The 26,135-nt window shown below is 70.6% G+C and carries 21 protein-coding genes; 11 read left to right on the top strand and 10 right to left on the bottom strand.

The genetic code is table 11. The features are described 5' to 3' along the window. Positions 1–159 precede the first annotated feature (159 nt). Positions 160–1,407: an MFS transporter gene (locus ABD073_RS02435; protein ID WP_343872157.1), complete on the bottom strand. Its 1,248-nt coding sequence runs from the start codon at positions 1,405–1,407 to the stop codon at positions 160–162. A gap of 80 nt (positions 1,408–1,487) precedes the next feature. Next, positions 1,488–3,581, bottom strand: coding sequence for a prolyl oligopeptidase family serine peptidase (locus tag ABD073_RS02430; protein ID WP_343872156.1), 2,094 nt, complete (start codon positions 3,579–3,581; stop codon positions 1,488–1,490). Between the two features lie 90 nt (positions 3,582–3,671). Between ABD073_RS02430 and ABD073_RS02425 the strand changes: the two genes are divergently transcribed. Next, positions 3,672–4,010, top strand: a complete 339-nt coding sequence (locus ABD073_RS02425; RefSeq protein ID WP_343872155.1) for a hypothetical protein — start codon at positions 3,672–3,674, stop codon at positions 4,008–4,010. Further along, positions 3,992–4,390 carry a MerR family transcriptional regulator gene (locus ABD073_RS02420; RefSeq protein ID WP_343872154.1) on the top strand — a complete coding sequence of 133 codons (399 nt, stop codon included), beginning with the start codon at positions 3,992–3,994 and terminating at the stop codon, positions 4,388–4,390. Before ABD073_RS02425 ends, ABD073_RS02420 begins: the two co-directional genes overlap by 19 nt. Positions 4,391–4,440: 50 nt before the next feature. On the opposite strand, the gene ABD073_RS02415 is transcribed toward ABD073_RS02420, so the two are convergent. From ABD073_RS02415 to ABD073_RS02405, 3 genes are read right to left on the bottom strand one after another with little or no spacing between them, the layout of a single operon-like run. Next, positions 4,441–5,280 carry an ATP-binding cassette domain-containing protein gene (locus tag ABD073_RS02415; protein WP_343872153.1) on the bottom strand — a complete coding sequence of 280 codons (840 nt, stop codon included), beginning with the start codon at positions 5,278–5,280 and terminating at the stop codon, positions 4,441–4,443. A gap of 35 nt (positions 5,281–5,315) precedes the next feature. After that, the gene (locus ABD073_RS02410) at positions 5,316–6,407 is read right to left on the bottom strand and encodes an ABC transporter permease (protein ID WP_343872152.1); all 1,092 of its coding nucleotides are present in this window, start codon (positions 6,405–6,407) and stop codon (positions 5,316–5,318) included. After that, positions 6,404–7,384, bottom strand: coding sequence for a substrate-binding domain-containing protein (locus tag ABD073_RS02405; protein WP_343872150.1), 981 nt, complete (start codon positions 7,382–7,384; stop codon positions 6,404–6,406). The genes ABD073_RS02410 and ABD073_RS02405 overlap by 4 nt, the downstream gene beginning before the upstream one ends. A 95-nt stretch (positions 7,385–7,479) precedes the next feature. Between ABD073_RS02405 and ABD073_RS02400 the strand changes: the two genes are divergently transcribed. Further along, positions 7,480–8,229, top strand: a complete 750-nt coding sequence (locus ABD073_RS02400) for a GntR family transcriptional regulator (RefSeq protein ID WP_343872149.1) — start codon at positions 7,480–7,482, stop codon at positions 8,227–8,229. Between the two features lie 7 nt (positions 8,230–8,236). Beyond that, a complete protein-coding gene (locus tag ABD073_RS02395; RefSeq protein ID WP_343872147.1) occupies positions 8,237–8,983 on the top strand; it encodes a sulfite exporter TauE/SafE family protein in 747 nt (248 codons plus the stop codon). A 50-nt stretch (positions 8,984–9,033) separates the two neighbouring features. Here the strand turns inward: ABD073_RS02395 and ABD073_RS02390 are convergent, their stop codons facing one another. After that, positions 9,034–9,678: a hypothetical protein gene (locus ABD073_RS02390; protein ID WP_343872144.1), complete on the bottom strand. Its 645-nt coding sequence runs from the start codon at positions 9,676–9,678 to the stop codon at positions 9,034–9,036. 144 nt (positions 9,679–9,822) lie between these two features. Between ABD073_RS02390 and ABD073_RS02385 the strand changes: the two genes are divergently transcribed. From ABD073_RS02385 to ABD073_RS02365, 5 genes are all read left to right on the top strand, one after another. After that, entirely contained in the window at positions 9,823–10,617 is a 795-nt protein-coding gene (locus ABD073_RS02385; protein WP_343872143.1) for an SDR family NAD(P)-dependent oxidoreductase, read from the top strand. 50 nt (positions 10,618–10,667) lie between these two features. Then, positions 10,668–11,378, top strand: coding sequence for a lysophospholipid acyltransferase family protein (locus ABD073_RS02380; RefSeq protein WP_343872162.1), 711 nt, complete (start codon positions 10,668–10,670; stop codon positions 11,376–11,378). After that, positions 11,375–13,123 (top strand): FAD-binding oxidoreductase, encoded by a 1,749-nt coding sequence (locus tag ABD073_RS02375; RefSeq protein ID WP_343872142.1) that lies wholly within the window; start codon positions 11,375–11,377, stop codon positions 13,121–13,123. The genes ABD073_RS02380 and ABD073_RS02375 overlap by 4 nt, the downstream gene beginning before the upstream one ends. A gap of 171 nt (positions 13,124–13,294) precedes the next feature. Next, complete coding sequence (locus tag ABD073_RS02370; RefSeq protein WP_343872161.1) at positions 13,295–14,506, top strand: lipid II:glycine glycyltransferase FemX; 1,212 nt, start codon at positions 13,295–13,297, stop codon at positions 14,504–14,506. Then, complete coding sequence (locus ABD073_RS02365) at positions 14,503–15,528, top strand: alanine racemase (RefSeq protein WP_343872140.1); 1,026 nt, start codon at positions 14,503–14,505, stop codon at positions 15,526–15,528. The genes ABD073_RS02370 and ABD073_RS02365 overlap by 4 nt, the downstream gene beginning before the upstream one ends. 9 nt (positions 15,529–15,537) lie before the next feature. Here ABD073_RS02365 and ABD073_RS02360 read toward each other — a convergent pair whose 3' ends face one another. Then, positions 15,538–18,777: an ABC transporter permease gene (locus ABD073_RS02360; protein WP_343872138.1), complete on the bottom strand. Its 3,240-nt coding sequence runs from the start codon at positions 18,775–18,777 to the stop codon at positions 15,538–15,540. 730 nt (positions 18,778–19,507) lie between these two features. On the opposite strand from ABD073_RS02360, the gene ABD073_RS02355 reads away from it, so the two are divergent. Beyond that, complete coding sequence (locus ABD073_RS02355; RefSeq protein WP_343872137.1) at positions 19,508–20,695, top strand: glycosyltransferase family 4 protein; 1,188 nt, start codon at positions 19,508–19,510, stop codon at positions 20,693–20,695. Positions 20,696–20,904: 209 nt separating this feature from the next. Further along, a complete protein-coding gene (locus ABD073_RS02350; protein WP_343872159.1) occupies positions 20,905–22,248 on the top strand; it encodes a sugar transferase in 1,344 nt (447 codons plus the stop codon). Between the two features lie 42 nt (positions 22,249–22,290). Here the strand turns inward: ABD073_RS02350 and ABD073_RS02345 are convergent, their stop codons facing one another. The 3 genes from ABD073_RS02345 to ABD073_RS02335 all read right to left on the bottom strand — a co-directional run bounded on the left by ABD073_RS02345 (position 22,291) and on the right by ABD073_RS02335 (position 26,051). Then, positions 22,291–23,406 (bottom strand): glycosyltransferase family 4 protein, encoded by a 1,116-nt coding sequence (locus ABD073_RS02345; RefSeq protein ID WP_343872136.1) that lies wholly within the window; start codon positions 23,404–23,406, stop codon positions 22,291–22,293. Continuing rightward, a complete protein-coding gene (gene wecB / locus ABD073_RS02340) occupies positions 23,403–24,500 on the bottom strand; it encodes a non-hydrolyzing UDP-N-acetylglucosamine 2-epimerase (RefSeq protein WP_343872135.1) in 1,098 nt (365 codons plus the stop codon). Before wecB ends, ABD073_RS02345 begins: the two co-directional genes overlap by 4 nt. An 87-nt stretch (positions 24,501–24,587) precedes the next feature. Beyond that, positions 24,588–26,051, bottom strand: a complete 1,464-nt coding sequence (locus tag ABD073_RS02335) for an amino acid permease (RefSeq protein ID WP_343872132.1) — start codon at positions 26,049–26,051, stop codon at positions 24,588–24,590. Between the last annotated feature and the right edge of the window lie 84 nt (positions 26,052–26,135).

The raw sequence follows: 26,135 nt of genomic DNA, 5'->3' as shown, positions 1-26,135 counted from the left end.
AACACCAGACCCCGCAAGGTCTTGGACTACCGCACCCCAGCTGAAACACTCCAAGACATCATCGGTGTTGCACTGACCCCCTGAAGCCACCGGCCGTTGTCGGGCCGGTTTCACGATCGAGGGAGCAGGAATCAGGGTTGGGCAGCTGACCCAGCCTGGTCAGTCGGTCTTCTCGCGGCCGATGCCCCGCGGCAGCGCCAGCCGGGGCGCGAGGCAGAGCACCCAGGCGGCTCCCGCCACGGTCAGGCCACCGACGGCGAGCACGGCGGTCTGCACCACCGCGACGCGCACCAGGGCCGAGATCAGCAGCGGCCCGGACAGCGCGCCGGCGCCGCTGAACAGCGCCCAGATCCCCAGGAAGCGACCCCGGCCCTCGGCCGGGCTCAGGTCGGCGCCGATGGTCATGTTCACCCCGGCGCCCAGACCGTTGCCGACGGCCATCACGACGACGGCCACCACGACGCCGGCCACGCCCCACCAGTGGGTCAGCGGCACCACCAACAGGTAGCCGAGGCCATACAGGCCCAGGCAGGCCACCAGGATCACCGAGCGCCCCAGCCGGTCCTTGAGGTAGCCGCCGGGGAACATCAGCACGATCTCCACCGCGGCACCGATCGCGATCAGCAGCGAGATCCGCGACTCGTCGAGGCCCAGATGGACGCCCCAGAGCTGCACGATGACCGGCTGGGCCGTCCGCGCCAGCTGCAGGGCGATGATGGCGATCCCCGCCAGCACCACGCGGGTCCAGTCCACCCGCAGCGGCTCGCCGTCGTCGCCGGTCTGCGTCGTCGGGGCGCCCGAAGAAACCGCGGCTCCGCTCTCGAGGCGGCCTCCGAGGGAGGGGATGTAGAGAATCACCAGGGCGAGGACGGCGCACAGCACGCTGAGCAGGTAGACGCTCCACAGCGGCAGCCGCATCAGCAGCAGGCCGCCCAGCAGCGGTCCGATCAGGGCACCGATCCGCATGGTGCCGCCCAGCCCGGTCATGGCGCGGCCCACCTCGTGCACCGCCACCCGTTCCGCGGTGAAGGCCTGCCTCGCCAGCCCCCAGACGTTGAGGGCCGGGGCCCGCAGCAGACTGGTGGCGATGAAGAGCTCCAGGGCTCCGCGTCCGCCCCAGACCAGGGCGGCGATGGAGCCCAGCTCGGTGACGGCGGCCGCGACGGTGGCCAGCAGCATCGCCCGTCGGTCACCCAGCCGGTCGATCAGACGACCGGCCTGCACCGTGGTGGCCAGCCCGACGGCCGCCACCAGCGCCACCACGAGAGCGGCCAGCGAGGCGGAGGCACCGAGGTGCATGGCCGCCACCACCTGCACGGGGACGGTGGCCCCACCGGCGATGCCGAACAGGATGGAGGGGGCGAAGACCGGCCAGAAGAGGCGTCGGTAGATGCTCTCCTGCGCCATGGGCACCCCCGTCGTCCGTGGGCGGGCCGGGCGCCCGCCGGTGGTCCAACCTAGACCCTCCGACGGGCACCCCGCTGGGCTCAGGCGGACGGCACCAGCCCGGTGTGGTGTGCGGCGAAGGCGAGCCGGTCGGCCCACTCGTCGGCGACCTTGGCCAGCGGCTTGCCGGCACCGTGCCCGGTGGCGGTCTCGATCCGGGTGAGGACGGGCGCCTCGCCGGCCTGGGCGTGCTGCAGCGCGGCGGCGAACTTGTGGCTGTGCAGCGGCACCACCCGGTCGTCGTGGTCGCCGGTGGTGACCAGGGTGGCCGGGTAGGCGGTGCCCTCGCGCACGTTGTGCAGCGGCGAGTAGGCCAGCGCCACCTCGAAGTCGGCCGCCTCGTCGGGATTGCCGTAGTCGCTGGCCCAGGCCAGGCCGCCGGTGAACCTGTGGAAGCGCAGCATGTCGAGCACGCCCACGCTGGGCAGGGCGACGGTCCACAGGTCTGGGCGCTGGGTCATGGCGGCACCCACCAGCAGGCCGCCGTTGGAGGCGCCGTGCACCACCAGCTGCCCGGGACGGGCGGCACCGGTGGCCAGCAGGTCCTCCCCCACCGCGATCACGTCGTCGAAGACGTTCTGCTTGTGCTCTCGTCGTCCGGCGTCGTACCAGGCCTGGCCGAACTCGGCCCCGCCGCGCAGGTTGGCGATGGCGACCGCGCCGCCGGCCTTCAACCAGGCGGCCCAGCCATGGCCGTACCAGGGCAGGATCGTGACATTGAAGCCGCCGTAGCCGTAGACGATGGTGGGGCGGGGCTGGTCGGGGTCGGCGCCCTCGGGGAGGATCAGCCAGTAGGGCACCTGGGTGCCGTCGGCGCTGGTGGCGCGACGTCGCAGGGTCTGCGCCTGCACCGGGGCACCGGAAGCCTCCCGGGCCAGCAGGTCGATCCGCTCGGCCTGGCCGGTGGCGAAGCGCAGCCTGGTGGTGATGGTGGGCTCGCTGACCGAGCTGGTGGCCACCACCACGTCGTCCACACCGGCCTCGCCGGTGACGCCCAGGTCCGCGGCGCCGGGCACCTCCACCTCGCCCAGTTCGGTGCCGTCCAGGGCATGGCGGGTGTAGCGCGGGGCGCAGTCCACCAGCCGGGTGAGGACGAAGCCGTCGCCGGCCGGGGTGACCGACTCGATGGGGTCACTTCCCTCGGGCACCAGGGTGGTCATCTCGTCGGGGCTGCCTGCGCGCATCCGCACGACGCGGCCCAGCGGGGCCTCGCGAGTGGTCTGGCAGACCACCTCGTCGCCGTCGACGCGGATCGGCCAGACCAGGTCGGTGCGCTCGGGGACCAGCTCGACGCGCTCCCCCACCACGGTGCGGGCCTGGTCGCCCGCACCCTGAAGGGTCAGCGAGTGCAGCCAGATGGAGTTGGCGCGCTCGGTGCCCCAGCCCTGCACCACCACCAGCCAGCGCTGGTCGTGGGAGACGTGGCCGCCGGTGAAGAGCATCGCCTCGCCGGGATTGGCCCAGAGCACCTCGTCCTCGGACTGCTGCTGTCCCAGCCGGTGCACCACCAGGTCGGCGGCGGGCAGGGCGTCGGTCTGGGTGCCCTCCGCGCGTCCCACCTCGGCATAGCGCGAGTAGAGGAAGCTGCGGGAGTCGGGCAGCCACTGGGGCAGCGAGAACTTGGTGACCACGCCCGGGTCGTTGACCTCCTCGCCGCTCTCCAGCTCGACGACGCGCACCTTCTGCCAGTCGGAGCCGCCGTCGCTGCGGCAGTAGGCGAGCAGGCGGCCGTCGGGCGAGACGGAGAAGCCGTTCAGCGAGGCGCTGCCGTCGTCGGTCCAGGTGTTCGGGTCCATCACGACGCGGCCGCCGGTGGCCAGCTCGTCGAGGCTGCGGGCGGCGTACCAGACCGGCTGCGGCTGGACGCCGTCGCTGCGCGCCACCAGCCACCAGCCCGACTCGTGCACCGGTGAGAGCACCCGCGGACGGGAGACCAGCTCACGCAGCTCGCGCTGGAACCAGGCCCGCTCCGGGAGCCCGGCCAGGTGCTGCTCGGTGAAGGCACGCTGGCGCTCCACCCAGTCACGGGTCTCGACCGAGTCGGGGTCCTCGAGCCACCGGTAGGGGTCGGGCACCTGGTGGCCGTGCAGGTCCTCGACCAGGTCGTCGCGTCGCGTCTCGGGATAGGTGGTCATGGACGCAAGGCTAGCCACCGGCTCGGACAGTGTGTGCCCGTGCCGGGCCCTGTTTGACCTGGAGCGCGCACCAGCACCCACGCTGGTTCCATGCTGATCATTGCTCTCGTCCTGACCGCCCTGCTCGCCGCGATGAACACCGTTGCCGTGGTGGGCATGCTGACCGGCGCGGAGGATGCGGTCCTGCACCCGCTGCCCGCCGCCGTCTACACACTGGCCGCCGTGCTGCTCGCTGCTGCCGTCGTGGCAGCGGTGGCCGGGCGACGCGGCTGGATCCTCCCGCTGGCCGTGGTCGGCGCGGTGATGACCTGTGCCGGTCCCCTGCTCTACGGCCTGGTCACCGCCGAGTTCCATGCCTCCCACCACCTGGTCCGGCTCGCGGTGGTGGGCGCTGTGGTTGGATTCCTGGCATGGACACTTCGTCGCTGACGATCGGTCAGGTGGCTGCCCGCTCCGGGGTGTCCGTGGACGCCATTCGCTACTACGAGCGCGAAGGGCTGCTTCCGGAGCCGGACCGCGACGCGGGTGGACGCCGGATCTACAGCCCTGCCGTCCTCGACGCGCTGGTGCTGGTCGGCGCGCTGCGAGACGTGGGTTTCGGCATCCAGGACGTCCGCGAGGTGATGGCCCTCAAGCAGATGGACTGCGTCGAGGATCGGCTGCGGGGCGTCGTGGACCAGTGCCACCGCCTCCAGTCCGCGCTCGACGAGAAGGCTCGCGCGTTGCGCGCGGCGCGCCGTCGTCTACGGGAACTGCAGTCTGAGGCGGAGGGCTACCTGCGCGACGGGACACCCAGCTGCGACGGGTGAGGCTCGGCAGCGGCCGACGCACACCGCGGCCTGGTTGGTAGCCCCCAGGTTCAACCCTCGTGCGAGGCGTCCAGCTCGTGGGCCAGGGCGTCGAGCTCGGCGCCCCCGGCCATCTCGGCGGTGAGCTGGTCCAGGGTGATGGTCTGCTTGGTGCCGTCCAGGCTCACCCGGCCCAGCTTGAGCACCACGAAGTGGTCGCCCACCAGCCAGGCGTGGTTCGGGTTGTGCGTGATGAAGACCACGGCGACCCCGGCCTCGCGCGCCCGGGCGATGTACTTCAGCACCACGCCGGACTGCTTGACGCCGAGCGCGGCGGTGGGTTCGTCGAGCACCAGCACCTTGGCGCCGAAGTGCACGGCGCGGGCGATGGCGACGCACTGCCGCTGGCCACCGGAGAGCGACCCGACGGGGGTCTCCAGGTCCGGGATGTCGATGCCCATCCGGGTCATCGCCTCGCCGGTGATGCGCTTCATCCGTTCGATGTCGAGCCGACCGAAGGGCTTGCGGGTGAGCTCGTTGCCCAGGAAGAAGTTGCGCCAGACCGCCATCAGCGGGGCCAGCGCCAGGTCCTGGTAGACGGTGGCGATGCCGGCGGCCTGGGCGTCGCGCGGGGAGGTGAAACGGGTGGCCTCGCCGTCCACCAGCAGTTCCCCCGAGGTGTGCTCGTGCAGGCCGGCCACGATCTTGATCAGCGTCGACTTGCCGGCACCGTTGTCGCCCAGCACGCAGGTCACCTCGCCGGCGCGCGCCACCAGGTTGACCCCGCGCAGCGCCTCGACGTTGCCATAGCTCTTGCCGGTTTCGCGGAGTTCGAGGATGGGGGCGCCCCCGGCTCCGGTGAGGTCGGCCGCGGACGGGAGCGGTGCGGGCGAGTCCTGCGGGAGGTCCACAGGGGGTCGTCCCCCCTTGCGGGAAAACGTGACCATCATCGCTGCTCCGCCTTTCGCTTGAGCCAGACGTTGAGCAGGGTGGAGACCAGCAGCATCACGCCCAGGAAGGTCTTGAACCAGTCGGGATTCCAGCCGGCGTAGTTGATGCCCAGCTGGGTCATGCCGTAGATCAGGGCGCCGATCGAGGCACCCACCACGGAGCCGAAGCCGCCGGTCATGGCGCAGCCGCCGATCACCGCGGCGATGATGTAGACGAACTCCTTGCCCACGCCCTCACCGGACTGCACCACGCCGTAGCCGAAGAGCAGGTGCATGCCGCTGAGCCAGGCCGCGAAGGCCACGAACAGGTAGAGGGCCACCTTGGTGCGTCGCACCGGAACGCCCGAGGCCCGGGCCGCGGACTCGTCGCCGCCCACCGCGAGGATCCAGTTGCCCTGCCGGGTGCGCAGCAGCAGCCAGGCACCGAACAGGGTGATCAGCAGCCAGTAGAGCAGGGTGATGCGCAGGTTCAGCGTGTGCCCGCCCAGGTGCAGGGTCCACTGCGAGGCGAAGACCTTGCGGGCCGAGTCCCAGCCCTGCATGTCGTCGATGGGTCGCGAGGCGACGTTCCCGCTGACCAGCCGGGTGAGGCCCAGGTTGACGCCCTGCAGCACGAAGAAGGTGCTCAGCGAGGTGAGGAAGCTGGGCAGCTTGGTGCGCACCAGCAGCAGACCGTTGACCAGCCCGATGGCGAGCGTGACCAGCAGGGCCAGCAGCACCGCGAACCAGACGTGCAGGTTGAACCACCAGCCCAGCAGGGCCGCGGCCAGGCCGGCGGTGGTGACCAGCACGCCGGCGGACAGGTCGAACTCGCCGCCGATCATCAGCAGCGCGATCGGCACCGCCATGATCCCGATGGTGGAGGCCTGGTAGAGGATCGTGCCGGCATTGTCGATGTTGCGGAAGCTGGAGGCCACCAGCATGAAGAAGCAGAAGATGGCCAGGCCGCCCACCAGCGAGCCGATCTCGGGGCGGACCAGCAGCCGGGTGGCCAGGCTGCGATGGCGGGTGCGGTCGTCGGCCGGCGCCTCGCTGGGGCCCGCGGACGGGGTGGGCCTGGTGGGCTCGACGGCGGTGGCGCCGCTCATCGCTTGCCGGCCTCGGCGAAGGTGGCGATCTGGTCCACATTGGACGTGTCGACGAAGGCCGGTCCGGTGAGCGTCGCCGTTCCGCCACCGATGGTGTTGCCATTGGTGCGGTAGAGCCACAGGGCGTCGACGGCCAGGTAGCCCTGCAGGTAGGGCTGCTGGTCGACGGCGAAGGTGACGGTTCCGGCCTTGATGGCCTTCACCAGCTCGGCATTGGTGTCGAAGGTGGCGATCTTGGCGCTGGAGCGCGCCTCCTCCACGGAGGTGACGGCGGTCAGCGCCACCGAGGCCTTGAGGCCGAGCACGGTGTCGATGCTCTTGTCCTGCTGCAGCTTGGCGGTGATCTTGGTCTGCACGTCGGCCTGGTCGGTGCCGTTGACGTAGAGGTTCTCGGTGTTCGGCAGGGCCTGCTTCACGCCGGCGCATCGGGCGTCGTTGCCCACATTGCCCTGCTCGTGCAGCACGCAGAGCACCTTCTTGGCACCCTCGGCCTTGAGCTTCTCGCCGGTCTTCTGGCCGGCCACCTTGTCCTCCTGGCCGAAGAAGCCCAGCACGCCCAGCTTCTGCCAGACGTCGACGCCGCCGTTCAGCGCGGTGACCGGGATGCCGGCCTTCACCGCGGCGCGCACCGCGGGGCCCATCTGGTCGGGCTTGCCCAGCGTGACGGCGATGCCGTCCACCTTCTTGTCCACGGCGGCATTGACCAGGTTGGCCTGCTCGGCGCCGTCGGGGCTGGCCTGGTACTCCAGCGCGATGCAGTCCTTCTTGGCGGCGTCCTCGGCGCCCTTGCGCACCAGGTCCCAGAAGTCGTCGCCGGGGGCGGAGTGGGTGATCAGGGTCACCGTCATGGTGGTCTCGGTGCAGCCACCGGCCTGGGCGGAGGCCTCGGCCGCGGCGCGTCCTCCCGTCGAGGAGCAGCCCGCGAGGGCCATCGATCCGACGGCGAGCAGGGCGGCGGCGGTGCGCAGACGGTTCACGGCAGGGTCCTTCCACTGGGGCAGGTGGCCACGATACCGCGAATGTCACTTTGTCCTGACATTTGCACCCCGCGACGGCCGATAGCATGACCGTCATGCCGACCTCGCTGCCCGTCGTGGTGGACCGCACCAGCCCGGTGCCGCTGTACCACCAGCTCGCCGAGCAGTGGGCCGCGGCGATCCGCAGCGGGACCCTGAAGCCGGGCGACCCCTTCGAGAACGAGCTTGCCCTGGTGGCCCGGCTGCGGCTGTCGCGCCCCACGGTGCGCAAGGCCATGGACGAGCTGGTGCGCCAGGGCCTCCTGGTGCGTCGCCGCGGGGTGGGCACCCACGTGGCCAGCACCGTGGTGCACCGCCGCGAGGCCTTCGTGCCGCTCTTCGAGGAGCTCCGCAGCTCGGGCCGCCAGCCCCGCACCGAGGTGCTGCGGCTGCAGGCCGCTCGGCCCAATCCCGTCGCCGCCCGTGCTCTGGGCCTGGCGCGGGAGACCTCGCTGACCTACCTGGAGCGGCTGCGCTTCGCCGAGGGCCGTCCGCTGGTGGTGCTGCGTTCCTGGCTGCCGCCCCGCTTCAACGACGTGACCGCCACCGACTTCGACGAGCACGGTCTCTACGAGGTGCTCGGCTGGCGCGGCGTCGAGCAGGCCGTCGCCCGACAACGCGTCGCAGCCCGGCTGCCCACGGGCCGGGAGCGCCGGCTGCTGGAGCTGCCGCGCCATGCCGCCGTGCTGGCCGTGACCTGGCTCAGCCACGACGCCGAGGGCCAGGCGCTGGAGTACGGCGAGCACACCTATCGGGGCGACAGCCAGGTGCTGGACAACACGCTGCACCGAGGCGCCTCATTGTGAGCCAGGCATGCTCGCCCTGAGCAGTACCGGCTGGGTGCTGATGGTGCTGTGCGCCGTCGTGGTGGGGCTCACCAAGACCGCCCTGCCTGGCGCCGGCACCATCGCGGTGGGGCTGGCGGCGGCCGCCATGCCGGCCAAGGAGTCCACCGGAACCCTGCTGGTGCTGCTGATCCTTGGCGACCTGCTGGCGGTGGCCAGCTACCGCCGCGAGGTGGAGTGGCAGACGCTGCGCCGGATGGCTCCGGCGGTGCTGGTGGGCCTGCTGCTGGGCACCGGCTACCTGCACCTGGCCAGCGACACGGCGACCCGGCGGGTGATCGGCCTGGTGCTGCTGGCCATGATCGCCATCACGCTGTGGCGACGCCACCACGAGGCGCCCGTACCTCCGGTCGGCAGTCGCGCGGCGAGGCTGGCCGGGGCCGGCTACGGCTCGATGGCCGGATTCACCACGATGGTGGCCAATGCCGCGGGTCCGGTGACCAGCCTGTACTTCCTGAGCCGGGGCTTCCAGGTGACGCGGTTCCTGGGCACCACAGCCTGGTTCTACCTGGTGGTGAACCTGGTCAAGCTGCCGCTCTCCGCGGGGATCGGCGTGATCCGCCCCGAGACGCTGTGGATCGACCTGGTGCTGGCCCCGGTGGTGGTGCTCTCGGCCCTGGCCGGGCGCCGTCTGGCGCGTCGGATCCCGCAGCGGGTCTTCGAACCGCTGGTGATGGTGCTGACCGTGCTCTCCGCGGTCAACCTGCTGCGCTGAGCGCGGGACAGAGCAGCTGGCCGAGGGGTCCTGCCCGTCGGCCCGGGGGCTCAGGCCAGCGAGGCGTAGACCTGGTCGGCCATGGCGCCCAGGTCGGCCGCCTTGGTCTGGTTGGTGCCGTTCAGCGTGATGCTGCCGCCGTCCAGCGGGATCACGCAGTAGGCCACCTCCTGCAGGCTGCCGCAGGTGGCGTGCTGGGTCTTGGTCTGGGCCTTCAGGGTGGCGATCAGCTTGGAGCCGTCGCTGGTGGTGTTCAGCGCGGCCATCACCATGTCGTCCTCGGTGCGCCCGGTGTACATGCCGGCCTGGGCGGTCTGGTCACCGGAGACCTGTCCGGTGTAGTGGCCGACCTTGGCGGGCAGCTTGGCGGTGGCGGCCTTCTTCAGCCCGGAGGTGTCGACGGTGCTGCTCGCCGAGGCGGTGGCGGTGGCCTGGTCCGCGACGGACTCGACGCTGGCGCTGCCGGTGGCCGCCGGATCCATGGTGCTCACCTCGGCGCCGGGGCTGGCCTCCTGCGACGAGGCGCCGTCGCCGGGGGCGGCCTCGGAGGAGGCGGAGCCGGTCGGGACGGAGACGGTGCTGGTGGTCTTCGGGGCAGCCTCCTGCTCCGAGGAGCAGCCCGTCAGCATCGCCAGGGCGGCCAGCGGGGCGAGCAGGGCGAGGCCGGCGCGGGCCGGTCGGGTGACGGGGGTCATGACTGCTCCAGTCGTCGGGGATGTCCTGCGGGCAACGATAACCCCTCGTGGGGGCAGCCTCCGAGAGGCTCCGGCGGCGGCAGCGGCCGAGGCCGCCGGGCGTCACTGGCGCAGTCTTCGGCCGGGTGCCGTAAGTTTGGGGGCATGGCAACAGCTCTGGTCACCGGTGGCACCTCCGGCATCGGGAACGCTTTCGTCCGCGAGCTCGCGGCCCGCGGTGACGACGTGGTCGTCGTCGCCCGCGACACCGAACGGATGCAGGCGCTGGCCGACGAACTGACCGCGGCCCACGGCGTGCGGATCGAGTGCATCACCGCCGACCTGTCGGTGGCCGAGGACATCACCCGGGTCGCGGACTGGATCGAGGACCCGGCCCACGAGCTGGACCTGCTGGTGAACAATGCCGGTTTCGGACTGCACGCCAAGCTGCTGGACAAGGACAAGCTGGACACCCAGCGTCGCGCCATGGACGTGATGGGCTTCGCGGTGCTGCAGCTCTCGGCTGCCGCCGGGCGCGCCATGGTGGCCCGCGGCCACGGCAACATCATCAATGTGGCCTCCACCAGCGCCTGGATCTACTCCGGCAACTACTCCGCCATCAAGGCCTGGTGCCTGAGCTTCACCACCGCCCTGGACATCGAGCTGCAGGGCACCGGCGTGCGCGCCACGGCCCTGTGCCCGGGCTGGGTGCACACCGAGTTCCACCAGCGCTCCGGTGCCTCCACCGACAACCTGCCCGGCATCGTCTGGGTGGACCCGCAGGTGCTGGTCCGCGAGGCCCTCGAGGACGCCGCGGCCGGGCGCACCGTCTCCATCCCGACGCAGAAGTGGAAGGCCGCCATCGTGGTGGCGCAGCACTTCCCGCGCTGGGGAGTGCGCTTCCTGAGCCGCAAGCTGTCCTCCAGTCGGCACAACCAGAAGGCGAAGGAGACCGCGTGAGCACGCCCAAGGCGGACCGGGGGCGCTACACCTCGAAGTCCAGCTCCTTGATGCGCACCGGCGCCCAGTACCTGCTGCTGAAGCCGGCCGTCTGGCGCCTGGTGGACGTGCAGGTGCACGGCACCGAGCACCTCGACGGCCTGGAGGGTGCCTACATCGCGGTGGCGAACCATTCCAGCCACCTGGACGCGCCCCTGATCATGGGCTCGCTGCCGCGTCGCCTCTCGCAGTACCTGGCCACCGGCGCCGCCGCCGACTACTTCTTCGACCGCTGGTGGAAGGCCGCGCCGACGGCCCTGTTCTTCAACGCCTTCCCGGTGGACCGCAAGGGCACCCGGGGCCGCAAGGGGATGGCCGGCAACCTGCTGAGCGACGGGGTGCCGCTGCTGCTCTTCCCGGAGGGCACCCGTTCCCGCACCGGCGAGATGGCCCCCTTCAAGCCCGGGGCGGCGGCGCTGTGCATCTCCCGCAACGTGCCGGCGGTGCCGGTGGCCCTGGTGGGCGCCTATGCCGCCTGGCCCTACAAGCAGAACACCCCGCCCCGCAACCGGCCGACGGTGCACGTGGTCTTCGGCCACCCGATGATGCCGCAGCCCGGGGAGATCGCCCACCAGTTCAACGAGCGGATGCGTCGCCAGGTGCTGGAGCTGCACGACTCCACCGCCCGCGCCTACGGCATGAAGACGCTCGCCGAGTACGCACACACCGCGGCCCTCGACAAGGCCCGCACCACGCAGGACAACACCCAGGAGAAGCAGTGAGCAGCAACAGGATCGACGTCCCGGTCAAGTACCAGAAGTGGTGGGGCTGGGCCGACGAGGACGCCAAGCCCTACGAGGTGGGCAGCAAGCCCAAGTTCCCGGTCTTCGCGCAGGAGAAGCTGGGCGTCGACATCCTGGCCAAGGAGCTGGTGACCCCCCGCTTCGAGGACCTGGACGTGCCGGCCAGCGTGCTCACCGACGAGCTGCGCGGCCGCCTGGTGGAGGTGCTGGGCGAGAAGAACCTGTCCACCCATGACGAGATCCGCGTGGTGCACGCCTACGGCAAGGGCGTGCGCGACCTGGTGCGGGTGCGCCGCGGCCAGCTGGAGCGCATCCCCGACGTGGTGGTCTACCCCGCCGACGAGGCCGAGGTGGAGGCCGTGATGGCCGCCTGCCTGGAGGCCGACGCCGTGGTGATCCCCTACGGCGGTGGCTCCAACATCGTCGCCGCGCTGGAGGCCGAGCCGGGCGAGAAGCGCCAGGTGGTCACGGTGAACATGGGCCGGCTGAACAAGGTGCTGGAGATCGACGAGACCGCGGGTCTGGCCCGGATCCAGGCCGGCACGCTGGGCCCGGACATGGAGGACCAGCTGAACGCCAGGGGCTGGACCCTGGGCCACTTCCCCGACTCCTTCATGTGGTCCACCGTCGGCGGCTGGATCGCCACCCGCAGCTCGGGCGCGCAGAGCGACAAGTACGGCGACATCTCGGAGATCACCCGCGGCCTGCGCATGGTGATGCCCGCCCCGCGCGAGTCCGGGAAGTCCACCCAGGTGCTGGACCTGCGTCCGCTGCCCTCCTACTCCTCGGGCCCGAGCGTCCGCGAGATGGTGCTGGGCTCCGAGGGCCGGCTGGGCATCATCGCCGAGGCCTGGATGAACGTCCACAAGCTGGCCGAGGTGCGCGAGATCCAGGCCTACTTCTACCCGAACTACGACGCCGGGCTGAAGGCCGCCGAGCAGATCTCCAATTCCGACGCGACGCCCATGATGGTGCGGGTCAGCGACGCCAACGAGACCCAGTTCTCGATGGCCAACGGCAAGAAGTCCTCCACCATGGGCCACTACGTCAACCAGGCGATGCAGAAGGTCATGCTGGCCAAGGGCTGGAACCTGGCCGACATCTGCATCTCCTTCGTCGGCTACGAGGGCGACGCCACCCACGTGCGCTACAACAAGTCGATCGTCAACAAGATCGTGAAGGCCAACGGCGGCATGGGCGTGGGCAAGGGCCCGGGCACCCTGTTCGACCAGAAGAAGTACGACATCCCCTTCATCCGCGACTTCCTGCTCAACATCGGCATCCCCGCCGATGTGAGCGAGACCGCCACCCCGTGGAGCCGGGTCAAGGAGATCCACGACGAGACGGTCAAGGCGGCCGAGAAGGCCTTCGCCGAGACCGGGCACCGTGGCTTCATCATGTGCCACGTCTCGCACAGCTACTCCTCCGGCGCCTGCCAGTACTTCACCTTCGCGGTGGCCGACGGCTCCGAGACCTCGATGGACTCCTACGACCACGTGAAGCGCGCCGTGCAGCAGTCCTTCATGGACCACGGCGGCACCGTCAGCCACCACCACGGCGTCGGCGAGGAGCACTCGCCGTGGATGGAGCAGGACATCTCCCCCGCCGGCGTGCACGTGCAGCGCAAGCTCTTCGAGGGCGTCGACCCGGGCCGCAACCTGAACCCGGGCAAGATCGTCCACGACGGCACGCCGGGCATCAGCTCCAACAGCTCCGACGCCTGAGCGAGGCGCCAGACTGCGTCCAGCGCTGCTCTGACGGGGGCTCGACCGGTTCATCCGGTCGGGCCCTCGTCGCGCATCCGGACCTCTGCGGGGCCACTCCGGTAGATTCACAGCGTGACGATCACCGTTCATGCCATCACTCCCGCCCAGCACCTCGCCTTCGTCGAGGCCCTGGCCGCCGAGCCCGACCACCCCACCACGGTCAGCTTCCTGCAGCTGCCGGCCTGGGCGACGGTGAAGCCGGAATGGCGCGCCGAGTCGCTCGGCTGGTTCGACGGCACCGAGCTGATCGGTGCTGGCCTGGTGCTCTACCGCCAGATGCCGAAGCTGAAGCGCTACCTGGCCTACCTGCCCGAGGGCCCGGTGCTGGACTGGACCCGTCCCGACGTCGACGAGCTGCTGCGCCCGCTGGCCGCGCACGTCAAGGCGCAGGGCGCCTTCGGCCTGCGGATCGGCCCCACCCTGGTGCACCGCAGCTGGGGCCCCGACACCATCAAGGCCGCCGTCGCCGACGAGCAGCTCACCCTGCTGGGCCAGGCCACCGCCGATGCCACCGACGAGCGCGCCACCCGCCTGGCCTCGACGCTGCGGCGGCTGGGCTTCAAGGCCCCCAAGGACGGCGAGGGCTTCGCCGCCGGACAGCCCAAGTTCAACTTCCAGCTGCCGCTGGTGCACGCCGACGGCAGCCGCAAGAGCGCCGACGAGGTGCTCAAGGGCATGAACCAGCTGTGGCGCCGCAACATCAAGAAGGCCGACAAGGCCGGCGTCGAGGTGGTGCAGGGCAGCCGTGAGGACCTGGCCGCCTTCCACGAGGTCTACCTGGTCACCGCCGAACGGGACCACTTCACCCCGCGGCCGCTGGCCTACTTCGAGACCATGTGGGACGCCCTGAACGGCGAGCAGCCGGACCGGATGCGGGTCTACCTGGCCCGCCACGAGGGCGAGGTGGCGGCCGCCACCACCTGGATCCGGGTGGGTCGGCACGCTTGGTACTCCTATGGCGCCTCCAGCAATGCCAAGCGCGAGGTGCGCGGCTCCAATGCCATCCAGTGGCGCATGATCCAGGACTCCCTAGAGGCCGGCGCCACCGTCTACGACCTGCGCGGCATCACCGAGGGCATCGCCGCCGACGATCCGGAGATCGGCCTGATCCAGTTCAAGGTGGGCACCGGCGGCCAAGCCGTCGCCTACCTGGGCGAGTGGGACCTGCCCATCAACAAGCCGCTCTACGCCGCCTTCGACGCCTACATGAACCGGGCCCGGCTCAAGGGCCAGGCCCGCCCGGTGGTCCGCAATGCCCGCCGCCTCGCCACGTTGCCCACCGGCACCGGTCGTCCGGTGCAGGACACGGGTCGCGCCGCCACCAAGGAGGCCTCCGCATGAGCGTCGTGCTGCACCTGGACACCGAGGCCTGGCGCGAGCACCTGCGCAGCGTCGCCGAACAGACCCCCGGCCTGGTGCCGGTGGCCAAGGGCAATGGCTACGGCTTCGGCCTGGAGCGCCTGGCCCAGGAGGCCGCGCTGCTGGGCAGTGACGTGCTCGCGGTGGGCACCCAGCAGGAGATCGCCCGGGTGCGCGCCGGCGGCTGGCAGGGCGACGTGGTGGTGCTCACCCCGTGGAGCCCCGCCGACGGCCCCGAGGTCCTGCACGACCAGAAGGTGGTCAGCACCATCGGTCGTCTCGACGACCTGGAGGCCGCCCGCCGCGAGAACCCGACCGCCCGCGTGGTGGTCGAGGTGATGACCTCGATGCGTCGCCATGGACTGCCCGTCGAGGACCTGCCGAAGGTCTCCCAGCGCCTGGGCGAGCTGGGCCTGGAGGGCTGGACCATCCACCTGCCGATGGTGGCCGCCGACCGGCTGGGCGAGGCACGGGCGCTGTCGGCCGCCGCGCTGGCCGCGGTGCGGACCCCGCTGTGGCTCTCCCACCTGACCGAGCAGGAGTACGCCACGCTGGCCGGCGAGGTCTCCGTGGTCACCCGGCTGCGCGTCGGCACCCGGCTCTGGCTGGGCGCCCCCGCCACTCGTCGCACCACCGCGCGGGTGCTCGACGTGCACCCGGTGCGTCGTGGCGAGCGGATCGGCTACTGGCAGCGTCGAATGCCCTCCGACGGCTGGGTGGTGGTGGTGGCCGGCGGCACCGCCAACGGCATCGCTCTGGAGGCCCCCACTGCGGCGGCCACCCTGCGCCAGCGCGTGCTGGCCGTGGCCACCGGCTCCATGGAGGCTGCCGGCCTGGCCCTGGGCCCGTACACGATCGCCGGCAAGAAGCGCTTCTTCGTGGAGCCGCCGCACATGCAGAGCTCGCTGGTCTTCCTGCCCGGCGCCTGCTCCATCGCCATCGGCGACGAGGTGCCCGTCGAGCTGCGGCTGACCACCGCCACCGTGGACCGGATCGACGGCTGAGCTGACGTCTCAGACCCTCTCCGGGGGGACCGCCGTGTCCTGCTCGTGGACGGTGGGGACCCGCAGGGGTTCGGGCTCGCGGGCCCGCAGGATGGCCAGCGCGCTGAACAGCACACCGGCCACCAGCCAGGCCAGCATCTCGGCCAGGTGTGTGCCGTTGCCGGCGGCACCGGTCATCAGCCCGCGCACCGTGTCGAGGGCCGGGGAGATCGGTGAGATGGCGCTCAGCGTGTCCAGGGTCTGCGGATAGGCCTGTGTCACCAGCGAGGCACCGGCGACCAGCGCGAAGGCCACCGCCACCAGGCGGCCGAAGACCTTGAGGAAGGCCAGCAGGGCGTGGTTCACCGCGGCGAAGACGAAGCCGGCCAGGACCATGGCGCCGGTGACCAGCAGCCAGCGGTGCGCCGACATGTGCAGCACGGCCTGGGCCAGCAGGCTGAGGCCCACCGCCTGGGCGATGCTGATCAGGGCCGCCGGGCGCATCTCCCGATAGAGCAGGCGCAGTGGCTTGGTCGTCGAGGTGCGGGCACTGTCGCTGACCGGCTTGAAGAGGCTGTGCATGCCCATCGAGCCCGCCCACAGCGAGAGCAGCATCAGCATGCTCACCCAGCCCACGTTGCGGAACAGGTTGGCCTGCTCGGTGCCGATCGGGGTGGTGACGATGTCGGTGAGGCGCTGGCGGTCCTGCTCGCTGTAGCTGGGCGCGAGCTTGGCGCTGGCCGCCACCTTCTTGCTCAGCGTGTCGATCCTGCCGGCCTGCTCCTGCGCGGTGGTGGTCACCGTGGTGGTGGTGGCCTTCACCACGCCGCTGGACTGCTGCAGCACCGTTACCTGCTTCTGCAGGGCGGCGGCACGGTCCGCCGCGGTCTTCGAGTCGGTGGCGGCGCGGTCGATGCTCTTCTGCAGGCCCTCGAGGGTGCGGTTGAGCTGGCCCACCTGGCCGGCGGTCTTCGCGGCATTGTCGCTCACCGCACTGGTCTGCTTCTGCATCGCGGTGGCATCGGTGGTCAGCCCGCCCATGGTGGTGCCGAGCTCGGCCATGCCGGTGTTCAGGGTGGTGAGCATGCCCTGCAGCTTCTCGACGACGGCCTTCTGGCTGGTGACGGTGGTGTCCACCTGCTCGGTGCCCTTCGCGAGGGCCTGCGCCGAGGCGGAGTCCGCGTCGACGGCCTTCATCTGCTCGGCATTCTCCTGCGCCGTCTTGAGGCTGGCACCCGAGGCGGCGGTCAGCTCCTTGGGCGCGGTGGCCAGCGTCCCCAGGTTCTCGTCCACCGACTTCTCGTTGAGGGTCGCGGCCAGCTCGGTCTTCAGCTCCTGCACGTCCTGGGTGCCGGCATCAACGGCCTTGCCCAGCGACTCCAGCTGCCCGGCCAGTGACTCGAGCTGGGTGATGGCGGCGTCGTACTGGGAGCGCGCGGCCGCCAGCTGCTCGTTGGACTGGTTCACGCGGGTGGCAATGCCCTCGACAGAGGCTGCCATCGTGCGGGCCGTGGCCGCCTGTGCCTCGAGGGCTGCCTGGTTCTTGCTCGCGGCGCTGGCCGCCGTGGTGAGCTGCCACTGGGCGGTGGCGGCGGCCTCGTTGGCGCTCTTCAGACGCGCGGCATCCGGGGTGACCGAGACGGTGGTGGTGCCCTTCACGGTGACGTTCTCGGCACCGTTGTTGTTGGACCGGATCACCTCGCCGCGGTAGGCCTGCGCCCCGGCCTGGTAGGCCCGGCAGGCGGCGGCGTCGAGCGATCTGGGGCAGGCCGGAATGCTGGGCAGGACGAGCTTGCCCTTCACCTTGACCGTCTCCGAGTAGGAGACCTCGCGGGTGCCGCTCATCTGCTCGATCACGGCCTGGTAGCCATTACGAGCGCTGCTCAGGTTGCTGGAGGCACTCTTCGTGCTGCTGACGACCGTCGCATTGGCCTTGGCGAGTGAGGTAGCACTGGTGGCCACCTGGTTGGCCTGCTGCTGCAGCGTGGTCACCGCCTCGGCGTCGATGGTGACGGCTTGCGGCCGTGACCCCTTCAGCTGCTCGGCGGTGGCCCGCAACAGTTTGGCCTGGGCGGCGATCTGCTGCTGGACGCTGGCCTGCTCAGGGGCCCTGCGCTGCCGGGCGCTCTCTTCCTGCGGGGCCGGCTGGGCCACCTTCTCGCGCAGGGTGGTGACGGTCTTCTGGACCTCTCCGGCCGCGGTGGTGGTGCCCTTGACGTAGTCGTTGAGCGCAGTGCCCTGCCTGGTCAGCTCGTCGGCCAGGTTCTTCTGCTGCTGGGCGGCAGTGGCCACCTTGGTGCGGTACTCGGTGGCGGCCTTCTTGTTGGCGGCGGCGGCCTTGGCGACGGCATCGGCCGAGGTCTGGGTGGCCTGCCCCTGGCTGCCGGCAGCCTTCGCCTGCCCGGCGGCGGTCCTGGTGGAGGTGGCGGCCTGGCCGGCCGTCCTGCTCACGTCATCAGCGGCGCCGCTCAGCTGGTCGACGGCCTTGGTCTGCGCGTCGCTGCCCGACGTCGTGGTGCTGACCTGGGTCCTCACCTGCTGGGTCTCGGTCACCACGGCGTCGGTGGTGGTGCGGGCGGTGGTCGCCGCGCCGAGCGCGGTGGCGGCCAGCTGCGTCGTGGTGGTGGCCTGGCCGTCGAGGGTGCCGGAGGCGGCCTGCGCCTGACGGGCGGCGGCCGTCACCTGGTCGGCGCCCTGACGGGCCTCGTCGGCCATGTTGCGGGTGGCGGTGAGCGACTCCCCCAGCTCGCTGGAGCTGACGAACAGGTCGTCGAGGTAGTCCTTGGTGACGTCGCTGGCCAGCGAATGGGTGGCGGCACCCGAGAGCTGGCTGAAGACCACCTGGTCGCTGACGCCGGACAGCGGCGAGCGCTCCACCACGAGGGTGGCCTTGTCCTCGACCGAGCCCTTGGCGGTGCCGGTCAGCACCCGGGAGAAGCCGGGCGGGATGACCAGGGCGGCGGAGTAGCGTCCGGAGGCCAGCCCGTCCTGCGCGTCGGCCATGCTGACGCCGTAGCGCCAGGTGAAGTTGGGACCCTGCTGGTTCTTGAGCTCCAGCGCGTAGGTCTGGCCCAGGTGGATGGGCTTGCCGCCCAGGGTGGATCCCTCATCGAGGTTGACGATCGCGGCCTCGGTCTGGTTCAGCCGCGCCCCGTTGCCGGAGGTGGCCCAGATGAAGCCGGAGGCGATCAGCAGCGGAAGCAGGATGACCCCGATGATGCTGACCATCCGGGCCCGCAGGCCGCGCCAGGCCGCGCTGGAGGAGGGCATGGCGTTCATCCATGTCCCCCTGTCTCCCAGCTGCTGCAGCTCATCCACCATCCCCGTCGTGGCCCGCCGTCTCCGGCCGGCTCTCGTCCACGTCCTGTTCGTCGCCTGTCCTGGTGCCCCTCGGCCGGGGCCTGCTCCCGTCGACGGCCACGCTCACCCGGGGGTTCGTGTGGCGGAGACGGTGGAAACCCTGCCGTGGCGCGCGCCACCGGCCCGCGCCGACGCATCGACGGGGACGCCTGGCGCTCTCGCCGGAGGTCCGGCGGCTGCACGTCACAAGGTGTCCTGTTCCCCGAACGCCGACGGGGACACGGCCTCCCGAGCTGGTCCACGACGTCGTTCATGCCAAGGTTACTGACCCAGACCGATGTCTGGCTTGCCGCGACGCGGCCTGCAGGCGCCCCTCGTCGCCCATCTCCTTGCTCCACGATGCCCCAGCGCTGCACCCCAGACCACGCGCTTCAGCCAAAGCACAGCAAGATCAACCCCCACCAGCCTCTAGGAACGTTCAAATGTCCTTGCCAGCAAGGAATCGCTGATGTTTGACGGACGATCCCCTTCAGCTGCCTTTCAGGCTTCGGCAACTTTCGGCCAGATTCCAGACAGGCAAGGAAATGCGACAGCATCCGGACAGATCTGTCGACGGCGGGGCGCCACGGCCCACCGCCGACCCCGTCACGCGCTCGCCAGCCGATAGCCTTGGGGCCGAACGTCGACGAAGGGAACCCCGATGAGCCAAGCCCGTACGCGCCGCGCCCTGGTGGTCAACCAGTACGCCTTCCCGCGGGAGTACGGCGGCATCACGCGCAACTTCGACATGTTCAGCCGGCTGGCGAAGTGGGACTTCCGCATCATCTCCAGCCAGCGCCACCACATGACCGGTGAGCTGATGAGCTCGGTCGACAGGCGGTTCAACCTGGTGCCGGTCCCCGCCTATGCCGGCAACGGCGGCAAGCGGGTGCTGGGCTGGGGCGTCTTCGCCGTCGAGGCCTTCGTCACGGGCCTGGGCAAGCACTGCGACGTGGTCTTCGCCTCCTCGCCCCAGCTGCTCGCCCCGGTGGCCGGCCTGGCCCTGGCCAAGGTGCGTCGCAAGCCCTTCGTGATGGAGGTGCGCGACCTGTGGCCCGAGAGCCTGGTCAGCGGCGGATCGCTGAAGGCCGGCAGCGCCCTGCACAAGGTGCTGGTGGCCGTCGAGCGGACCCTCTACCGGGAGGCCGCGCAGATCGTCGTGGTGACCGACGGCTGGGCCGACCACTTCCGCAGCCTGGGGATCGACACCGGCAAGATCACCGTGGTGCCCAACGGCGCCGACCTGGACGAGTTCGACGTGCCGGAGACCAAGCAGGAGCTGCGCCGCCGCTACGGCCTGGAGCGCTTCACCGCGGTCTTCAGCGGCAGCCACTCCAGCTACGTCGGCCTGGACCTGATCCTGGAGGCCGCGCACCAGCTGCCCGATGTGGACTTCCTGCTGATCGGCTCCGGGGCCCGCAAGCAGTGGGCCGTCGACGAGGTGGCCGCCCGCGGGCTCACCAATGTCCGCTTCCACGGCCAGGTGGACAAGACCGAGCTGGTGCGCCTGCTCAAGGCCTGCGACGCGGGCCTGCACACCGTCACCGCGCAGGCCGTCTTCAACAAGGGGATGAGCCCCAACAAGCTCTACGACTACATGGCCTCCGGCCTCATGGTGGTCTCCAACGCCCGCCAGCCGCTGGCCAAGGTCATCTCCGACGACGAGGTGGGTGCCGTGGTGGACCCCGACCAGCTGGTGGAGGGCATCCGTCGGGTGCGCGACGCCGACCAGGCCACCCGGGAGCGCTGGCACACCCGCGCCCGTCAGCTGATGACCGACCGGTTCGGCCTCCAGGCCAGCGCCGACCTGCTGGAGGCGGCCCTGGACCGCGCCGTCGCGGAGGGCTGAACCGAGGCCGGCTGCACCACTGCGGCGCCGCGAGCCGCTCTTCTCGGGGCCGCGCCGAGCGGGTCCGCAGGAGGCGGGCGCGCCACGCACTAGAATCGGCAGCATTCCGTGCGCGTGCGCCCTGCCAGGGCACGCTCCTTCCCGCACGAGCCCAGAAGGGACGTCTGTTGGCCCGCAAGGACAATTTCGCCAAGGCCGAGAAGCTGCTCATGGTGCTGGCCGATGCGGTGATCTTCACCGCCGGCCTCTTCCTGTCGGTCTGGCTGCGCTTCGGCGGCTCGATGCCGCAACGCAACCTGGCCGACGTGGTGGCCGCCTTCGGCTGGATCCTGGTGGGCTTCGTGGTGGTCAGTGCCTTCTCCGGCATCTACGTGCTCTACAACAAGACCTCACTGGACGTGGTGATCATCACGCTGATCGACCAGATCATCGTGACCGGCATGATCGCCGCCGCCACCTTCGCGGGCAACTGGTTCGCCTTCCCCCGTGGTGTGATCCTGATCAACCTGATGGTCAGCTTCGTGCTGCTCTCACTGTGGCGGGCGTTGGTCTACGCGACCTACCGCAAGGTGCGCGGCAATGCGCGCGTCATGGTGCTCACCGTGCCGCACCACGAGTCCAAGGCGGTGCGCAACTTCCTGTCCAACCGCAGCCCACGCCACCGCCTCACCCACGTCGTCGACGGCAACTACCTGACCAACCTGCGCGAGCACCTCGACGAGTTCGACTCGGTCCACGTCTCGGACCAGATCGGCATCGACACCCGTCGCCAGATCTTCGACCTGCTGCTGGAGGAGGAGAAGGAGATCTTCCTCACCGCCGACTTCCAGCGGCTGCTGATGATCAACCCCAACATCATGAGCATCGAGGACGAGTCGCTGATGCTGCTCAGCCCCTTCAAGGTGCCCGGCGAGTACGACCTGCTCAAGCGCAGCTTCGACTTCCTGGTGGCGCTGGTGGGCATCGTGCTGGTCTCGCCCGTCCTGCTGGTGACCGCCGTGCTGGTGAAGCTCACCTCCCCCGGCCCGGTCTTCTACCGCCAGGTGCGGATCACGAAGGACAACAAGGAGTTCGAGATCCTCAAGTTCCGCTCCATGGCGGCCAATGCGGAGGCGAAGTCCGGACCCACTCTGGCCACCACCAATGACGCGCGCGTCACCGGTCTGGGCCGGTACCTGCGCAGCATGCGCATCGACGAGCTGCCCCAGTTGATCAACGTGCTGCGCGGTGACATGTCGCTGGTGGGTCCCCGCCCGGAGCGGCCCTTCTTCGTGCAGCAGTTCACCGAGATCAACCCGCACTACCCGCTGCGCCACAATGTGCGAGCCGGCGTCACCGGCTACGCGCAGGTCTACGGCAAGTACGCCAGCGACTTCGAGAGCAAGCTCAACTTCGACCTGCTCTACATCAAGCGATACTCGCCCATGCTGGACCTCAAGATCCTGCTGCAGACCGTCAAGATCCTGTTCGACAAGGTGTCCTCGCAGGGTCTCGAGGAGGGCAGCGAGCCGGGCGCCCTGGCGCTGCCCGCCCATGTGGCGCTGCTGCACTGAGCCACCCCGCCGCCCAGCTCCACCGCGGGCGCCTGCCCTGGCTCAGGCCTGGCCGGCCAGGCCCCGCTCCAGCTCCACCAGCAGCCGCGCGTCGTTCTCGAAGCCGAAGCGCTGCTCCACCGCGGCACGGCCGTTGCGCCCCAGCCGAGCGCACTCCTCGGGATCGTCCAGCAGGGATGTGAGCGCGGCGCGCACCGCCTCGGGATCGTCGGTGTCGACGAAGACACCGGCCTCCACGCCGCCGAAGAGCTGCTGCCAGTAGTCGAAGTCGGTGGCCAGGAAGGGGATCCCGCTCGCCATGTATTCGAAGACCTTGGTGGGCAGCGAGCCCTCGTAGTTGGGCAGCCGCTCCAGGAAGATCAGCCCCACCCGGGCGCGGGCGATGATGCCGGGCAGTTCGGCGGGCGGCACCAGGCCCAGGTAGTCCACCTGTTCGGCGGCCCGCAGGCGCTGTTCGGGAACCAGGGCCCGCCCGGCCACCAGCAGTCGCGCGCCGGGCACGTGCCGGATCGCGTCGAGCATCTTGTCCACCCCCCGCTCCACGCTCACGTCACCGGTGTAGACGGCCAGCCGCGGGTTGGCGGCCACGTCAGCACAGCGGAAGTCGGAGCTCCAGGGCAGGTTGCGCACCACCAGCACGGGACGTGGGGCCCCTCGACGGGTGGTGCTGAAGGCCTCGGCGATCTCGGGCACGACGGCCACCACGGCATCGCACCGCGCGTCGGCCAGCCGCAGCAGACGGCGGGCCGCACCGCGCGCCAGCGCTCCCTTGCGTCCCCGCAGGTAGGGCTTCGTGGCGATCTGCTTGACGAGGTCCTCGTGGGCGTCGTAGACGAAGCGGCAGCCGCTGGTGCGCTGCCAGGCCGCCGCCAACGGGATCAGCTCCGGGTCGTGCACGTGCAGCACGGCAGGACGCAGCCGACGCAGGGCGCGCCAGGACTCGGCCTGGGAGCCGAACAGCCGCGCCACGCGACCTCGCCGACGGATGGCGTGCACCTGCACCCCGTGGCTGGTGCGGTCCTCGTCGGCGGAGATCACCAGGTGCACGTCGAGGCCTGCCTCGGCCAGCGCGCGGCACTCCTTGTTCAGGATCCGGTTGTCCCAGGAGTGGTGGACGGTGGACAGGTGGACGATCCGGCCCGGGACCGGCCGCTTCACCGGGCCTCGGGCCGCACCAGCTTGCCGGCGGCGTCGACGCGGTAGGCCTGCAGGGCGCGGGCCACCTCCTCGGCGGCGTGGCCGGTGCCGTAGGGGGTGCCCCGCTCGGCGGTGGGCCGGGGACGCACGGCGGTGCTGCCCACCTGGGTCAGCTCAGGATCCAGGATGTTCCAGCCGTCGGCCAGGGTCTCCACCCACTCGGTCTCGGTGCGCAGCGTGGTGCAGGGGGCGCCCAGCAGGTAGGCCTCCTTCTGCAGGCCGCCGGAGTCGGTGACCACACCGACGGACTTCACGACGGCATTGACCATGTCCGGGTAGGCCAGCGGCTCGACGGCCACCAGGTTGCCGGCCTCGATGTCCAGGCCGAACTCGGCGGCCTTGGCGCGCAGCCGCGGGTGCACCGGCAGGATCGTCTTCACCGGCAGCTGGGCGAGCGTCTCCAGGATGGTGCGCAGGCGCTGCGGGTCGTCGGTGTTGTCGGCGCGGTGGATGGTGGCCAGGATGAACTGCTCGCCCTCGTCGATGCCCTCGATGGCCAGCGGGCGATCCTTGACCGCGTCGCGCACCTGGAAGCAGACGTCCACCATCACATCGCCCACCAGGACCGCGCGATCGGCCAGGCCCTCGTCGGACAGGTGCTGCACGGCCACCTCGGTGGGCGCCAGGCAGATGTCGGCGGCGTGGTCGGTCATCACGCGGTTGTGCTCCTCGGGCATGCGTCGGTTGAAGGAGCGCAGGCCGGCCTCCAGGTGGGCCACCGGGATGTGCATCTTCACCGCGGCCAGGGTGCCGGCGATGGTGGAATTGGTGTCGCCGTAGACCAGCACCCAGTCAGGCTCCAGCTCGGCGAAGGCGGCGTCCATCTGGGAGAGCATGCTGCCGGTCTGCACGCCGTGGCTGCCGGAGCCGACGCCCAGGTGCACGTCGGGATTCGGGATGCCGAGGTCCACGAAGAAGGCGTCGGACATGTTCACGTCGTAGTGCTGACCGGTGTGCACGATCTTGTGGTCGATGCCGGCCGCGGCCAGGGCCTTCGCCACGGGGGCGAGCTTGACGAACTGGGGGCGGGCTCCGACGATGCTGACGACGCGCATGGATCTCCTTGGGCTTGGGGCAGCCCCAACTCTAGTGGGAAGCGCCTCCTCACCCGCCATGCGACGCCCGGCCCGTCGACGACTGGCTCAGCCCTCCCGGGCCGCCAGCTCCTCCTCGAGCACGCTCGGCGCGAAGGAGGTGACCCGACGACGCACCACGGCATAGCCCCACAACAGCAGCACCAGGTAGGGCAGGCCGGCCGGCAGGGCGATGGAGAGGCTGTCGATGGAGCCGAGGGCCACGTAGACCGCCAGGAAGCAGACCAGCGCCAGCGAGGCGGTCACCGGGCCGCCCCAGAGCCGCGCCGGCGACTGCGGCAGGCCCAGCCGGGCGCGGCGCAGCCGGAAGGCGACATAGGTGGCGGTGATCAGCACCCAGGTGGTGAGCAGGCCGAAGACCAGCACCCCGTAGAGGGTCTCGAAGGCCTTGTCCGGGCTGACGAGAGCGAGCACGCTGGCCGCCACCATGCCCACGGTGGCCAGTGCGACGGCATTGCGGGGTGCGCCGGAGCTGCTGGTGCGGCCGATGAAGCGCGGCGCCAGCCGGTCCAGCGAGAGCGAGTGCAGCATCCGCGCCGAGGCGTAGAGGCAGCCGTTGGCACTGGACAGGGCCGCGGTGACCAGCACGAAGTTCATGATGTCGGCGGCATGGGGGACGTTGACCAGGGCGAGCACCTTCACGAAGGGGCTCTCCAGCACGCCACCCTTGGAGGCTGCGCTGGCCCGCCAGGGCTGCAGCGCCACGACGACGGCGATCGCCAGCACGTAGAACAGGACCAGCCGGATGATCATGGCGCGGGCGGCCCGGGGCACGTCGCGCTGCGGGTTCTCGCTCTCCGCCGAGGCGACGGAGACGTTCTCGACGCCACCGAAGCTGAAGATGGCCATCACGGCGCCCACCAGGATGCCCTTGAGGCCGAAGGGGGCGAAGCCGCCGTCACCGGTGAGGTGGCCGAGACCGATGGCCGGGCGGCCCGGGAGGCCGAAGAGCACCATCACGGTGCCCAGCGCGATGAAGACCACCACCATGGTGACCTTGATGATGCTGAACCAGTACTCGCTGGTGCCGTAGGCCTTCACGGTGGCCAGGTTGATCACCACGATCAGCAGCGAGGCCAGCACGGTGCCGATCCCGACGTCCAGGCCCGGGAACCACCAGGCCAGGTAGTTGCCGGTGGCCACCACCTCCGCGCCGACGGCGATGCACATCACCACGGCCACGTTCCAGCGCACCAGCCAGCCGCCCAGCGGGCCGAGGTAGGCGTGCGCGGCCGCACCGAAGCCGCCGGCCACCGGGTGGACGACGGTCATCTCCGCCAGGCACCAGACCACGACGAGGGACAGGATGCCGGTGAGGGCATAGGAGACGATGACGCCGGGACCGGCCTCGGCGATCATGGCGCCCGAGCCCAGGAAGAGGCCGGTGCCCAGGGCGCCGGACAGGCCGATCATGGCCACCTGGGCGCTGGTCAGGCCGCGGGCCAGCCCGGTCTCCGAGGAGGCAGGGGCATCGCGCAGGACGGGTGGGGCACTTTCAACGGCATTCGACACGTGGCAGGAGCCTAGTTGTTGGTGGCAGGGACGTTCATGACAGTTTGCGGGTTGACGTGAAGGGAGGACCCCCGTTGGGTTGTG

This window comes from Luteococcus peritonei (assembly GCF_039526385.1).
GTDB lineage: Bacteria > Actinomycetota > Actinomycetes > Propionibacteriales > Propionibacteriaceae > Luteococcus > Luteococcus peritonei.
The sequence above is the reverse complement of the archived record's forward strand: the minus strand, read 5'-3'. Positions and strand labels throughout refer to the sequence as shown.

Bases quoted from the DNA above. Each gene is read 5' to 3' on its own strand.
- ABD073_RS02435 (WP_343872157.1), bottom strand. From the start codon at position 1,407: ATGGCGCAGGAGAGCATCTACCGACGCCTCTTCTGGCCGGTCTTCGCC.
- ABD073_RS02430 (WP_343872156.1), bottom strand. From the start codon at position 3,581: ATGACCACCTATCCCGAGACGCGACGCGACGACCTGGTCGAGGACCTG.
- ABD073_RS02425 (WP_343872155.1), top strand. From the start codon at position 3,672: ATGCTGATCATTGCTCTCGTCCTGACCGCCCTGCTCGCCGCGATGAAC.
- ABD073_RS02420 (WP_343872154.1), top strand. From the start codon at position 3,992: ATGGACACTTCGTCGCTGACGATCGGTCAGGTGGCTGCCCGCTCCGGG.
- ABD073_RS02410 (WP_343872152.1), bottom strand. From the start codon at position 6,407: ATGAGCGGCGCCACCGCCGTCGAGCCCACCAGGCCCACCCCGTCCGCG.
- ABD073_RS02400 (WP_343872149.1), top strand. From the start codon at position 7,480: ATGCCGACCTCGCTGCCCGTCGTGGTGGACCGCACCAGCCCGGTGCCG.
- ABD073_RS02395 (WP_343872147.1), top strand. From the start codon at position 8,237: ATGCTCGCCCTGAGCAGTACCGGCTGGGTGCTGATGGTGCTGTGCGCC.
- ABD073_RS02390 (WP_343872144.1), bottom strand. From the start codon at position 9,678: ATGACCCCCGTCACCCGACCGGCCCGCGCCGGCCTCGCCCTGCTCGCC.
- ABD073_RS02385 (WP_343872143.1), top strand. From the start codon at position 9,823: ATGGCAACAGCTCTGGTCACCGGTGGCACCTCCGGCATCGGGAACGCT.
- ABD073_RS02380 (WP_343872162.1), top strand. From the start codon at position 10,668: ATGCGCACCGGCGCCCAGTACCTGCTGCTGAAGCCGGCCGTCTGGCGC.
- ABD073_RS02365 (WP_343872140.1), top strand. From the start codon at position 14,503: ATGAGCGTCGTGCTGCACCTGGACACCGAGGCCTGGCGCGAGCACCTG.
- ABD073_RS02360 (WP_343872138.1), bottom strand. From the start codon at position 18,777: ATGCCCTCCTCCAGCGCGGCCTGGCGCGGCCTGCGGGCCCGGATGGTC.
- ABD073_RS02355 (WP_343872137.1), top strand. From the start codon at position 19,508: ATGAGCCAAGCCCGTACGCGCCGCGCCCTGGTGGTCAACCAGTACGCC.
- ABD073_RS02350 (WP_343872159.1), top strand. From the start codon at position 20,905: ATGGTGCTGGCCGATGCGGTGATCTTCACCGCCGGCCTCTTCCTGTCG.
- wecB (WP_343872135.1), bottom strand. From the start codon at position 24,500: ATGCGCGTCGTCAGCATCGTCGGAGCCCGCCCCCAGTTCGTCAAGCTC.